The organism is Streptomyces sp. NPDC059895 (assembly GCF_042731035.1).
In the GTDB taxonomy this organism is placed as follows: domain Bacteria; phylum Actinomycetota; class Actinomycetes; order Streptomycetales; family Streptomycetaceae; genus Streptomyces.
Genome location: NZ_JBHWKO010000006.1, coordinates 32,594 through 45,704, shown reverse-complemented (window position 1 = coordinate 45,704; position 13,111 = coordinate 32,594). Strand labels below are relative to the sequence as shown.

General features: G+C 74.4%; 11 protein-coding genes. 9 read left to right on the top strand and 2 right to left on the bottom strand.

All coding sequences use genetic code 11. The features are described 5' to 3' along the window. Window positions 1–51: 51 nt before the first annotated feature. Window positions 52–1,617 (bottom strand): peptidoglycan-binding protein, encoded by a 1,566-nt coding sequence (locus ACFV9M_RS09235; RefSeq protein WP_385073933.1) that lies wholly within the window; start codon window positions 1,615–1,617, stop codon window positions 52–54. Between the two features lie 245 nt (window positions 1,618–1,862). On the opposite strand from ACFV9M_RS09235, the gene ACFV9M_RS09230 reads away from it, so the two are divergent. From ACFV9M_RS09230 to ACFV9M_RS09210, 5 genes are all read left to right on the top strand, one after another. Further along, window positions 1,863–3,227 (top strand): DUF4157 domain-containing protein, encoded by a 1,365-nt coding sequence (locus tag ACFV9M_RS09230; RefSeq protein ID WP_385073935.1) that lies wholly within the window; start codon window positions 1,863–1,865, stop codon window positions 3,225–3,227. Between the two features lie 141 nt (window positions 3,228–3,368). Beyond that, window positions 3,369–4,964, top strand: coding sequence for a phage tail sheath subtilisin-like domain-containing protein (locus tag ACFV9M_RS09225; RefSeq protein WP_385073938.1), 1,596 nt, complete (start codon window positions 3,369–3,371; stop codon window positions 4,962–4,964). A 62-nt stretch (window positions 4,965–5,026) separates the two neighbouring features. After that, complete coding sequence (locus ACFV9M_RS09220) at window positions 5,027–5,470, top strand: phage tail protein (protein ID WP_385073941.1); 444 nt, start codon at window positions 5,027–5,029, stop codon at window positions 5,468–5,470. Beyond that, a complete protein-coding gene (locus ACFV9M_RS09215; protein ID WP_385073944.1) occupies window positions 5,470–5,952 on the top strand; it encodes a hypothetical protein in 483 nt (160 codons plus the stop codon). The genes ACFV9M_RS09220 and ACFV9M_RS09215 overlap by 1 nt, the downstream gene beginning before the upstream one ends. After that, the gene (locus tag ACFV9M_RS09210) at window positions 5,949–6,107 is read left to right on the top strand and encodes a DUF6760 family protein (protein ID WP_385073947.1); all 159 of its coding nucleotides are present in this window, start codon (window positions 5,949–5,951) and stop codon (window positions 6,105–6,107) included. The genes ACFV9M_RS09215 and ACFV9M_RS09210 overlap by 4 nt, the downstream gene beginning before the upstream one ends. Window positions 6,108–8,155: 2,048 nt before the next feature. On the opposite strand, the gene ACFV9M_RS09205 is transcribed toward ACFV9M_RS09210, so the two are convergent. Beyond that, a complete protein-coding gene (locus ACFV9M_RS09205; protein ID WP_385073949.1) occupies window positions 8,156–8,395 on the bottom strand; it encodes a hypothetical protein in 240 nt (79 codons plus the stop codon). A gap of 124 nt (window positions 8,396–8,519) precedes the next feature. Between ACFV9M_RS09205 and ACFV9M_RS09200 the strand changes: the two genes are divergently transcribed. From ACFV9M_RS09200 to ACFV9M_RS09185, 4 genes are all read left to right on the top strand, one after another. After that, window positions 8,520–9,911, top strand: coding sequence for a hypothetical protein (locus ACFV9M_RS09200; protein ID WP_385073952.1), 1,392 nt, complete (start codon window positions 8,520–8,522; stop codon window positions 9,909–9,911). Between the two features lie 72 nt (window positions 9,912–9,983). Beyond that, the gene (locus ACFV9M_RS09195; protein WP_385073955.1) at window positions 9,984–10,406 is read left to right on the top strand and encodes a phage tail protein; all 423 of its coding nucleotides are present in this window, start codon (window positions 9,984–9,986) and stop codon (window positions 10,404–10,406) included. Between the two features lie 37 nt (window positions 10,407–10,443). Then, window positions 10,444–11,169 (top strand): LysM peptidoglycan-binding domain-containing protein, encoded by a 726-nt coding sequence (locus ACFV9M_RS09190; protein WP_385073958.1) that lies wholly within the window; start codon window positions 10,444–10,446, stop codon window positions 11,167–11,169. Beyond that, window positions 11,169–13,076 (top strand): VgrG-related protein, encoded by a 1,908-nt coding sequence (locus ACFV9M_RS09185; RefSeq protein WP_385073961.1) that lies wholly within the window; start codon window positions 11,169–11,171, stop codon window positions 13,074–13,076. Before ACFV9M_RS09190 ends, ACFV9M_RS09185 begins: the two co-directional genes overlap by 1 nt. The last annotated feature ends 35 nt before the right edge of the window (window positions 13,077–13,111 follow it).

Below are 13,111 nucleotides of genomic sequence, written 5' to 3'. Positions count from 1 at the left end.
GAGGGCCGGCGGGGCCCCGGACGGTCCGGGGCCCCGCCGGCGCACCGCGGGCTACTCGTCCGAGGACGTGGCAGGCGGGTACGGATCGGCGGTGACCGTCCCCGGGTCGTCCTGCGACACCACCTTCCCGGCGTGCAGCAGCGCGAAGGTGTCCGCGTCGATGGTGCCGGTGGCGGAGAGGCCCATCGCCTGCTGGTAGAGGATCACCCGGGTGCGCAGGGCGTCGTCCGCGGCGGCGTGGGCGCGGTCTCCGACGTTGCGCAGGTAGTGGATGTCCTGCCCCACGGTCAGGATCTGGGCGGCGACGACGTCGTCGGTGTAGGTGTCGTGACCGGCCCACAGCAGCACGCTGTCGATCCACACCACGTCCGGGTTGTCGTCGCCGGGCTGGACGCTGGAGGTGTCCGTGCCGAAGTGGGCCATCAGCAGGCCCGTCATGGTGGCGCGGCCCAGGTTGCCCAGGCCGTCCGTCTCCACCATGACCCCGCCGTAGTGCTCGTCGAGTCTCTGCTGGGAGCACTTCAGCGCCTCGACCGTCGCCGCGTCCATCACGCCCGTGGTGTGCTTCGCGGTCAGCCGGCAGGGGTCCGTCGATTTGAAGGTGGCCATTCTGGCCTGGGCGAACTGCACGAAGAGGTTGGGTCCGTCGCCCGCGGAGAACGGCAGCGGACCGGCGGGTTCTGCCTGCTCCGTCTCCTGCGCGGCGGCCCCTCCGGAGTCCTCCTCGCCGCCGTCACCGCCACTGTCGCCGTCGCCGCCGGTGTCCTGCCCGGCCGCCGCCTGGGAGGCCTGCGACGAGGGCAGCGGCGCCTGGGAGGAGGGCACGGCGGGCAGTTCGGCGGCGGCGACCTCCTCGACGTGCTCCACGGCCGCGCTGTTCACCCGCGGCGTGTAGCCGAGCCACAGCGTCACGAACGTGATGGCCAGCGCCAAAGCGATCCCGAGCGCCGTGGCCAGCCCGCGGGGCAGGAAACCGCGCTGCACGTACGTCCCGTCGACGGTGACGGGGCTCTCCCCGGAGCGGTGCACGGCCAGCGCGTACGGCCGCTGTTCCGCGGAGCCGAACCAGATGATCTGCCGGGGCCGCAGCGTGGCGTCCACGAACACGGCCCGGCCGGGCCGCACCTGGACCGAGCCTGGGGTGAGGTCGTACGACAGGTGGTCGCCGGTGTCGCTGCCGCTGAGCGACGCGGTCAGCGGGGTGTTGCCGAGGTTGTCGACGGCGAGCCGGGGGCGGCCCCGCAGGCGGCCCTTCACGGTGGGCGGGACGAGCTCGGCCCGCAGCTCGCTGAAGGGCGTGACGGTGAGGGTGCCCTCGGGCACGGTGACCGCGTCGGACTGCTCGGTCGGGGTGATGCGCACCGCGTACGGGTTCGGGCCGGCCGTGGCGTCCGGGGTGCGGGGCGGGGCGAACGTCAGCTCCACCGTGCCCGTCGTCCCCGGGTAGAGCCGCAGCGTCGGCGGCTCCACGGTCGTCCAGGGCGCCACCGCGCCCACCGGCTCGAAACGGTACTCGTCCACCACGTCGCCGGTGTTGCGCACCCGCAGGCGCACGGTCGCGCTGCTGCCGGGATCGACCGTGACGGAGGCGGGCTCCAGGGATGTCCAAAGGCTCACACGAAGACACTACGAAGATGTTGATCTTGCGTCAGGAGCCTCCTGGGCAGCGCCGGTCGGCCGGACGGCCCCTCCGGGCCGCTCTGGCCGGCGCCCGCGCCCCCGCACGGCCGGCGTCCCCCGGCCGGCCGCTCACGACGTGCGGCGGGATGTGCCCCGGAGTCTGCCCTCCAGGCCCTCCCGGACAGGGCGCCGCGCGGATAGAAGTGGGGATTTACCGTCTCCGTGCCGTCCCAGGGATTCGTATGCGCAGTCAGGACCAGTCGTCGGACAAGAGCGCCCGCAGGCCGGCCGCCGCCGCGCGGCACGCCGCGCCCGCGAGCCGCATCCCCCCGCAGCACGCCCTCGCCAGCCGCTCCCCGCAGGCCGTCCTGGCCCTCCAGCGGGCCGCCGGGAACGCGGCGGTGGCCGGGCTGGCCGAGGAGCGGGAGACACACGTGCACGGTGCCGGCTGCGGGCACGGTACCCCCGTCCAGCGCACCGGCGTCGACCAGGTCCTGCGCTCGGCGGGCACGCCCCTGGCCGCCCCGGTCCGGCAGGACATGGAGGCCCGCCTCGGCGCGGACTTCTCCGACGTGCGCCTGCACACGGACGCGGCCGCCCGGCGCTCGGCCGCCGATGTCGGCGCACGCGCCTACACCTCCGGCAGCCACGTCGTCATCGGCGACGGCGGCGGCGACCCCCACACCCTCGCCCACGAGCTCACCCACGTGATCCAGCAGCGCCAGGGCCCGGTGGCGGGCACGGACAACGGCAGCGGGCTGCGGGTCAGCGACCCGTCGGACCGGTTCGAGCGGGCCGCCGAGGAGAACGCCCGGCGGGTGATGTCGGAGCCGGCGCCGGCCGTCCAGCGCGCGGTCGCGGACACCCCGGCACCGGCGGCGGGTGACGCCGCCGGGCACGTCGTGCAGCGCATGAACAACGGCGGCACCACGACCGGACCCGCCGAGCTCGCCCTGATGCCCGGCGCGGACGCGCGCGACATGGGCAGCGGCTACACGAAGTACACCGTCCAGAACCCGAACCCGGCCGGCGACCCGCTCCCCCTCTTCCGGGCGATGAGTTCCACCGAGTTCCAGGGACTGCGCGCCGGTGCCCTCCCCCAGGGGGAGGCGTACCAGGGGTTCTCCCCGCGGCGGAAGTACTCCGAGGACTACATCACCGGCGGCGCCCAGTCGCCCACCCACCTGGTCGAGTTCTACCGGACCAGCCTCGTGGACGCCCTCGGCAATGCGGTCCCGGACCTGGACACCTTCCTCAAGACCTCCGGCGCCGGCGAGAAGGCCGAGGCCGGGGTCATGTCCACGGCCGTCGGCATGACCGCCTCCTACAGCCAGGAGGTGCACGCCAACACCCGGCACAACGACAAGCTGGAGCAGCAGATCGCGAAGCTGCGCACGGAGCTGCAGAAGGACGAGGCGGACGCCGCCAACCCCGGCAACAAGCACCGTGACAAGGCCGCCAAGCGGGTCGCCGACAAGAACAAGAAGATCGACGCCCTGTCCAACGGCAGCAAGCACCCCGCCAAGGGCGACGCCGTGCGGGCCTTCAACCAGGCGATGCGCAACGGCCAGTACACATGGCGGCTGGTCGCCTTCCGGACCTCCTGACCGGCTCCCGCAGGGCAGGCCGCGTTTGCCCCTGAGGGCAACGACGGTGCCCCCACTTCGGTACCGGAGGACGTTTCAGGTGACGCGCTTCGCGCGTGAGGGTGGGAACCGACCTGACGCGTACCCCGAGGAGAGCACAGCATGCCGTCCTACCTGTCGCCCGGCGTATACGTCGAGGAGGTGGCCAGCGGCTCGCGCCCGATCGAGGGAGTGGGCACCTCGGTGGCGGCCTTCGTCGGGCTCGCCCCGACCGGCCCGCTGAACGAGCCGACGCTGGTGACCAACTGGAGCCAGTACGTGGCGGCGTTCGGTGACTTCACCGACGGGTACTACCTGGCGCATTCCGTCTACGGCTTCTTCAACAACGGCGGTTCGGCGGCGTACGTCGTCCGGGTCGGCGGCTCGTCCGCCGGCGCCTCCGGTGAGGCCGCCTCCCCCGGAGCCCTGACCGGCTCGGCCGCCCCGGCCGCGCTGCCCGCCGCCGAGCCCCGGCAGCTCGGCACCTTCACCGTCACCGCCACCGCGCCCGGGCAGAACGGCCCGCTGAGCGTGGAGGTCGCCGACGCGGAGGGCGAGGGCCCCGCCGAGCGGTTCAAGCTGATCGTCAAGGACGGCGACAAGCCGGTCGAGACCTTCGACGTGACCGCCAAGAAGGGCAACCGCTCCTACGTCGTCACCCAGGTCAAGGAGCGCTCCAAGCTCATCACCGTGGCGGAGGCCGCGCCGTCGGCGCAGCTGGCCCGCCCCGAGAACCAGACGGTGGCCCTGGCCGCGCCGGCCGCCGGCGCCCCCGCCGCCCCGGCCGCCGCGGAGGAGCCCGCGCAGACCGCCGGGCCCGCGCAGTACCTCGGCGACAGCGCCGACCGCACCGGCTTCGGCGGCCTGGAGGCCGTCGACGAGATCTCCATGGTCGCCGTCCCCGACCTGATGGCCGCCTACCAGCGCGGCGCGATCGACCTGGAGGCCGTCAAGGCCGTCCAGCTCGGCCTGATCGCGCACTGCGAGCTGATGGGCGACCGCGTCGCGATCATCGACCCGCCGCCCGGCCTGAACGCCCGCCAGATCCGCGTCTGGCGCCAGGAGACCGCCGGCTACGACTCCAAGTACGCGGCGCTGTACTACCCGTGGATCAAGTCCTTCGACCCGGCGACCGGCCAGGCCCGCCTGGTCCCGCCGAGCGGCCACGTGGCCGGCGTGTGGGCCCGCAACGACTCCGAGCGCGGCGTCCACAAGGCCCCGGCCAACGAGGTCGTCCGGGGCGCGGTGGACCTGGAGATCCAGATCACCCGCGGCGAGCAGGACCTGCTGAACCCGATCGGCGTGAACTGCATCCGCGCGTTCCCCGGCCGCGGCATCCGCGTGTGGGGCGCCCGCACCCTCTCCTCCGACCCGGCGTGGCGCTACCTGAACGTCCGCCGGTACTTCAACTACCTGGAGGAGTCGATCCTGATCGGCACCCAGTGGGTGGTGTTCGAGCCGAACGACCACGCGCTGTGGGCCCGCATCCGGCGCAACGTCTCGGCGTTCCTGGTCAACGAGTGGCGTGCCGGCGCCCTCTTCGGCGCCAAGCCCGAGGACGCGTACTACGTCAAGTGCGACGAGGAGACCAACCCGCCGGAGTCGGTCGACGTCGGCCGGGTCGTGTGCGAGATCGGTATCGCGCCGGTCAAGCCCGCCGAGTTCGTGATCTTCCGGCTGGCCCAGTTCTCCAGCGGCAACGGGGAGCTGGAGGAGTAGGCACCGCCTCCGCCTCCCGCAGCCCGTCGCCAACCCCCAGAACCCCCTAGAAGGACAGCCAGATGAGTCTCCAGCCGGGTGACGCCCTCACATCACACAATTTCGGGCTCCAGATCGACGGCGTGCTGGTCGAGTACCTCGCCGAGGTCAGCGGCCTCAGCATGGAGCAGGACGTCATCGAGTACCAGCAGGTCTCCGCGCAGGGCAAGCCGGTCACCAAGAAGATGCCGGGCGTGCAGAAGGCCGGTACCTGTACGGTCGTGCGCGGTATGACGCAGTCCGCGGCGTTCAACGAGTGGATCAGCAGCTCCATCCGCGGCGACATGGGCACCGCCCGCAAGAACGCCACGATCATGGTGATGGACTACCAGAACAACCCGGTCAAGCGGTACAACATGCGCAACGCCTGGTGCAGCAAGATCGACACCAGCACGGTGAAGGCGGGCGAGGCGTCGGCCCTGACCGAGACCGTGACCATCACTTTCGAAGAACTGGTCATCGAGTAATGCGCCGTACGGCTGTCCGGGCGGCCGACGCGGGAGTGGGGACCAGCCCGGATTCCCCCGCTCCCGCCCCCGCCCCCGCTCCCGCCGCCGCGCCGGCCCCGGAGGCGTACCGCCTGCAGACGGAGTTCCCCTTCGAACTGCCGCGCGGCTACGTCGACGAGGCGGGCGTCGTCCACCGCGACGGTGTGATGCGCCTGGCCACGGCCCGGGACGAACTGGTGCCCCTGCGGGACATGCGCGTCCAGGAGAACCCCGCGTACCTGTCGGTGGTGCTCCTGGGCCGGGTCATCACCCGCCTGGGCACGCTCCCCCTGGTCCACGACGGGATCGTGGAGAACATGTTCGCCTCCGACCTGGCGTTCCTCCAGGACTTCTACCGCCAGGTCAACGCCGAGGGGCACACCCGCGCCTCGGTTCAGTGCCCGCACTGCTCGGAGCCCTTCGAGGTGGAACTCGGCGGGAGCCGCCTGGGGGAATCGTGACGTACGCGACCGACCGCATGCACGAGGAGATCGCGTACGTCGCCTACCACTTCCACTGGGACCTGGACGACATCCTGGACCTGGAACACCACGACCGGCGCCGTTACGCGGACCAGATCACGACCCTGGTCACACGGAGCGGGGCGGAGGGCTGAGACATGGCGTTCCTGGACCGGTTCCGGACGGGACGAGGAGTTCCGGCGACGGGCGAGGACGGCACGGCGGGTGCGGGGACGAGCGCGTCGGACGCGGGTACGCCGGGCGCGGGTACACCGGGACCGGCGGGCGCGGGTACGCCCGCGCCGGGCGCCGCGGCACGTCCCCGCCCGGCGGCCTGGCCCGCGCTGCCGCCCATCCAGCGCACGGCCACGGGAGCGGCCGGTGTCGCGGACCGGGGCTTCGGAGGCCGACTGGCCACCTGGCAGAACCCCACCTTCGCGGGCACGCGTTCGCACGCGGTGCTGGACGGCACCCGCGGCGGCCTGCTCTCCGCCCCGGCCGCCGTCGAACAGCCCCCGCGCACCCTGCCGGCGGTCGCACCGCCGCCCCCGGCGGAGCCCGCCCCGCGGTCGGCCGCACCGTCGCCCCCGGCACACGGCATCCGCGCCTACCCGGTGCCTACGACGACGGCGGCGGCGCCGACGCCCCTGACGAAGTCCGCGCCGGCGGCGGTGCAACGCCGGACGCTGCCTGCCCGGATACCCCCTGCCCCGACTACCTCGACGGCTCCGACCACCTCGACGGCTCCGACCGGCTCGGGTACCGGTGCGGCCGCGGTGGAGAACGGCAGCGGTGGCGGCGGCGACAGCGGTGACGAACCGGGTCCGGGACCGGCCGCGGGCCCGCGGCCCGTCGTCTCCGGTACGCGGCCGACCACCCCCGAGCGCGGGGCCGTTCCGGACGCGCGTCCCACGACGCCCCCGGTGCAGCGAGCCGTGACGCGACCGGAGGGCGAGCACCCGACGGCACGGCCGACGACCCGGCCGCAGCAGGGAGACACCCGTCCCGCGCGGTCCGGTCCGGCCCCCGCTTCCGTCCCGGCCGACACCCCGCACCGAACCCCGGTGCAGCGGACGGCAGCACGGCAGGCCAGGCAGGCCCCGGCCGCCGCCACGAACCCGGACACCACCACGAACCCGGCCGCCGCAACGGCCCCGGCGGCCGAGCCCCCCCGACGCCCCGGCGTTCCCGACCGGCCCCCGGTCCAGCGGACGGCGGCACGACAGGACACCCCGGCTCCGCAGCCCCGGACGAGCGGGGGGACCGCGGTGCCTTCGTCAACTCCGGTGACTCCGGCGGCTTCGGCGACCTCGGCGTCTTCGGCGGCTTCGGCGACCTCGGCGTCTTCGGCGTCTTCGGCGTCTTCGGCGACCGAGTCGGGCTCGGGCACGGGCACGGGCTCGGGAGCATCCGGCGGTGCCGCTACGACCGCCCGTCCCCCGGCTGCGGCACCCGGCGGTACCACGCCGCCGGCCGCCTCCCGGCCGAACGTGCAGCGCGCCGCGCTCGACGGCGGCAGCACGCCGCCCCGCGGCCCGGTGAACGCACCCGTGCCGTCCAGCGCCCCGCCGCACCGCTCCGCCACCGGCACTCCGCCCGCCGCCCCGGCAGCACCGGCGGCCCCGCAGCGCATCACGCCCCCGGCTGCTCCGGCGCCCGGTTCCGCGCCCGCCGTCCAGCGGGCCGTCTCCCCCACGGCGACCCCGCCGCGTCGGCCCGGACTGGGTGCCCCCACCTCACACTCCCCGGTATCCGAGCCCGCCCCCGCCGCACCGCGCCCGGCCCCCGCCCAGCGGTCCACGCCGCGTCCGGTGCCGCCCACCACGGACACGCCGGCCCGGCACCCGGCTCCGCCCGCCCCCGCCCCGCGCGCGACCACACCCCCCGCGACTCCCCTCCAGCGCGCCACGACACCATCCGCCGCTCCCCTCCAGCGCACCACCCCGGCCCCGGCCACCCCGGCCCCGGCCACCCCTGGCGCCCCGGCCGCGCCCGCCCCTCCCCCGCAGCGCGCCGAGCGGGCCACCCCGCCTTCCACGCCCTCTCCGGCGGGCTCCGCCGGTGCACCAGCCCCGGCCACGGTCCAGCGCACCGGGCGGACCACCCCTGCTCCGGCCCCCGCCACGCCCGTCACGTCTCCCGCCTCAGCGCCTGCCGCCGCACCGCCCGCGGCCCCCGTCCAGCGCACCCCGTCCTCCCCGGTTCACGCTCCCGTCGCGGTGCCGCCGTCCGCGAGGCCGGCCACGGCGGAGCAGGCCCCCGTGCGGCGACCGGTTCCGGCGTCCGCGCCCTCACCGGTGTCCACGCCCGTACAGCGCGCCACCCCCGCCGCACCACCGGCGAGCCCCGCCGCGACGAGCCCGGCCCCCGTACAGCGCGCCACCCCCGCCACCGCACCGGTTCCGGCCTCCACGCCCGCCCGTGCCACGCCCTCCCCGGGCACGCCGAAGCACCCCGCCGCCCCGGCCCCCGCTCCCGTACGTCCGCACGCCGACTCCGGCACGCCCGCCGTACAGCGCACCGCACCGGCCTCCGTGCCGCCGCCGGCATCCACCCCAGGGACGCCCGTGAACAGCAACCCCGGACCAGCCGTTCCTCCCGCCGCACCGACCGCCCCGGCCACCGCGACGCCCGTCGGCCGACCGCCCGCGCAGGCCGGCTCACGGGCCGACGGACCGCGCCCCGCCGTCCAGCGCGCCTCCGCGCTCGGTGCCCCCCGGTCCCGCGACGTGCCCGCCCCCGACCGGACGGACACCGCCGACCCCTCGCCGCTGCGGCAACGCCCCGCGCTCGGTGCCCCGCTCACCGCCCGCCCGGCCGACGCGAAGCCGCTCGGTGCCCCCGTCGTGCAGCGCGCCACCCCGCACCCGCCGAGCGCGACCCGGCCGGCTCCCGCCCCCACGCAGGACACGACCCGGCCGGCCGAGGCCGCGGCCCGCCCCGGCGTGAACCCGCCGCACACGCACCGGGCGGCGCCCGCCGTCCCGAGCCCCGGCACGGCGCCCGCCGTTCAGCGCACCGCCGCACCGGCCGCCACGTACGCACCCCGGCCGACTCCCCCCGGCCGGCAGGTCGCCGCCCCCGCACCGTCACCGGTCGCGCCGTCCCCCGCCGAGCGGCCCACCGCCGCCCCGGCACCCGGACCGGCCCCGGCGGTACGACACGCCACCGCCCTCCCGCCCCGGCCCGCCGCCCCGGTTCAGCGCGCCACCGCCCTGCCGCCCCGGCCCGCCGCCCCCGTTCAGCGCGCCGTCGCCCCCACGCCACCGCCGGCGGAACCGGCCGCGTACCGACCGGCGTCCGTGCCCCTGGTGCAGCGCCGAGCGGTTCCGGCCGCCGTACCGCTGCGCCGTACCCCGCCCGGTGCGGAGCCGCAGCCCGTCGCCCGGCCCCTGCCCGCGAGCGCCTTGCCGCCCGTCGTGCAGCGCCGGTCGCTGCCCCCCGTCACCGCCGCCCCCCAGCCGTTCCCCTCCACGGGGCACCCCGTCGACGTCGCCCCCCAGCCGTACCCCTCCACGGCGCACCCCGGCACCGCCGGCCCGCAGCCGTTCCCCGCCTCCACGACGCCTCCCACCGCTCCCGCCGCTCCCGCCGCCCAGCGGTTCCCCACCGTCGCGGCGCCCCCGGCCCTCCAGCGGTCCATGGCCGTGCCGCCGCCCTCGGCCCCCCGGGCTTCCGCGCCTCCCGCGGTCCAGCGACGCAACGCGCCCGCGGCCACGTCCACCGGGTCACCGCCGCCCTACGAGCCCCCCGCCGGCAACCAGCGTTCCGGCGGCGCGTCGGCGGCGCCGCCCGCCTACACCGAGGTGCCCAGGGGCGCCTTCGATCCCAGGGCCCTCACCGACTTCCAGCTCGACGAGCTGACCCACCGGCTGACCGGCCGGATCACCCGGCTGCTCCGTACCGAACTACGGCTCGACCGGGAGCGGATCGGCAGACTCCGCGACCCCCGCGGCTGAGCACCCGCAGCCGCGCCCCGCGCGGGCCACCGTTCCGCACGTCCCTACTGGCCGCCCAGAAAGGCCCCTTCGATGTCCGATCTCGATCCGGGCTCCGCCATCTACTTCACCCTGACCATCGACGGCGAGAGCCTCGGGTACTTCAACGGGTGCGAGGGACTGTCGTCCTCGGTGGAGATCGAGCAGCGCCAGGAAGGCGGCAACAACGGCTTCGTCTGGCAGCTCCCCTCCCGCGTCACCTTCTCCAACATCAGGCTGACCCGCCCGCTCACCCCGGACACCAGCAAGGTCGCCGCGTGGATCTCCTCGATCACCACGGGTGTCACCCGGCCCACCGCGCAGATCGCCGCGCTGCGCGCGGACGGCTCGGAGGTCGCCCGGTGGGGGCTGATCGACGTCCTGCCGGTGAGCTGGCAGGGCCCGACCCTGGACCCGGCCAACCCGGCCGTCGCCACGGAGGTCCTGGAGATCACCCACCACGGATTCACGGACTGACGGCCCCCAGCGGACCGCGGGAGAGGACGGAAGCAGCATGGCCAAGTCGAGCAGGGGCGGCGCCGGGAAGAGCCTGGTCCACGCCACCCTCGCCATTCACGAACCGCCGCTGGGCACCAGCACGACCCCGGGCGGGCTGATCAAACAGTTCGAGCTCGAGTTCAACCCCTCGCAGCTGACGCTGTCCCGCCAGTCCCAGTGGAAGTCGACGCCGACACCGGCGGTCCGGGACGGCGTCGTCCCGGAGTTCATGGGCCCCGAGCCCCGCGAGATGAGCGTGGAGATCTTCCTCGACCGCTCGGACGACCCGGACAGCAACGACGTGATGAAGCAGGTCGAGTCGCTGCTCGAATGCTGCGAGGTCACCACCAAGTCCATCGCCGCCAAGCAGCCCTCCCCGCCCTGGGTGATCTTCCAGTGGGGTTCCTTCTCCACCGCGCGCTTCACCGCCTACGTGCGCAGTGTCGAGGTGAGCTACTCCCTCTTCGGGACGACGGGCATGCCCATCCGGGCCACCTGCCAGGTCAGCCTGCACGAGATCCCCAGCAAGACCAAGGGCCAGAACCCGACGTCGGGCGCCCTGACCGCGCGGCGCGTGCACCGGGTCGTGGCCGGCGACTCCCTCCAGTCCCTGGCCTGGCGCGAGTACGGCGACGCCAATGTCTGGCGGGCGATCGCCGAGACCAACGGCATCGACGACCCCCGCCACCTGCCGACCGGCACCGAACTCGTCCTCCCCGCGGCCGAGGAGGTGCGGCACTGATGGTGCAGATCGCCTTCTCCAGCGTCATCAAGGTCACCATCGGCGGCAGCCCCCTGCCCCCCGACCTCGAACCGATGCTCGTGGACGGCTGGGTCGACCAGGGCCTCGGCGTCCCGGCCGCGTTCCGGCTCACCTTCCGCGACCCGGGCCGGCTGCTCCTGGGCAAGCTCAACGCGAAGTTCGGCACCGAGGTGGTGATCACGCCCATCGCCGACGGCAAGGGGGCCGGCGATCCCCTGCTGACGGGCGAGGTGTGCGGTCTGGAGAGCGACTACGAGGGCACCGGCACCTTCACCATCATCCGCGGCTACGACCACGGCCACCGCCTGATGCGCCAGCGCCGTGTCGCCGCCTACCGCAACCAGTCCGCCGCCGACATCGCCCGCAAGCTGGCCGCCCTGGACGGCGTCCCCATCGGCCGGGTCGAGTCGACGAAGACGGTGTACGAGTTCATCAGCCAGGCCAACGTCACCGACTGGGACTTCCTCGCGCGTCTCGCCGACGAGAACGAGATGGTGATGTCCATCGACAACAAGGGCAAGTTCCAGTTCGTCAAGCCCGACCCGGCGTCCGGCGCCCCGCCCGTCAGCTCCTCCGGGAAGAACCCGTTCGAGCTGAAGGCCGGCATCGACATCCTGCGGCTGCGCAGCGCGGTCACCGCCGCCGAACAGGTCGGCACCGTCGAGACCCGCGGCTGGAACGTCACCACCAAGAAGACGCTGACCGCCACCGCGCCCGCCAAAACCAACCCCGGCTTCACCATCGGCACCACGCCCGGTGAGGCGGCCGGCAAGTTCAAGGCCGCCAAACTCGTCGACCCGCAGATCCCCTACGACCAGCAGTCCGAGGTGAAGTTCGCCGCCGACGCCCTCGCCGCCGACGTCACCTCCTCCTTCGCCGAGATGGAGGTCGTCGTCCACGGCGGCCCCAAGCTCCGCCCCGGCGTCCCCGTCACCCTGGCCGACGTCGGCTTCCCCTTCGAGGGCAAGTACACGCCCACGTCCGTGCGGCACGTCTTCGGCGACGGCAAGCACTACGAGACCTGGGTGACCGTCAGCGGACGCCAGTGGCGCTCCCTCTACGGCCTCACCTCCGGCGGCGGCAACGGGGGCGACAACGGCCTGCGGCTGCCCGGCGTCGTCAACGCCCTCGTCACCGACGTGCAGGACCCGCTCAAGAAGGGCAGGGTCAAGCTCCAGTTCCCCTGGCTGGACGACGCCTACGTCAGCGACTGGACGCGCGTGGCGCAGTGGGGCGGAAAGGGCGGCGGCTCGATCTTCCCGATGGACGTCGGGGACGAGGTGCTCGTCGCCTTCGACCGGGGCGCCCTGGACCACCCGTACGTCATCGCCGGCCTCTACAACGGCAAGGACGACCCGACCCCGGTCAAGGACGTGCCCCTGCACGACGGCATGCGGGGACGCGCCTCCCGACACACCCTGTCCGACCGCACCGGCAACCGCGTCGACCTGCTCAGCCAGCGCACCGGCGGCAAGCAGGGCGTCCGGGTGACCAGCGGCGACGGCAAACTCGTCATCAACCTGGACCGGGTGCAGACGGAGATCACCGTCGACAGCAAGGGATCGGTCAGCATCAAGGGCAGCCGGTCGGTGTCGGTGGACGCGGGCACGAACCTCACGCTGAACGGGCGCCGGTCGGTGACCATCAAGAGCGGCGGGCCGCTCACCCTCCAGGGTCAGGGCCTGGTGAGTCTCAGGTCGCTGGGCGGCGCGGTCAGCGTGAACGCGCTCGGCGCCCTGGACATGAAGGCGGCCGGTGTCGCGTCGCTCTCCGCCACGGGGGCCGTGGCGATCAACTCCGTGGCCAACGTGAACCTCACGGGCATCAGGATCGGGCTCCAGGGCCTGGTGTTCGTCAACAACGTCAAGTATCCGCTTCCGGCATGACCGCGTCCGTCCGCAGAAGGAGAAGGCAGGTGGCC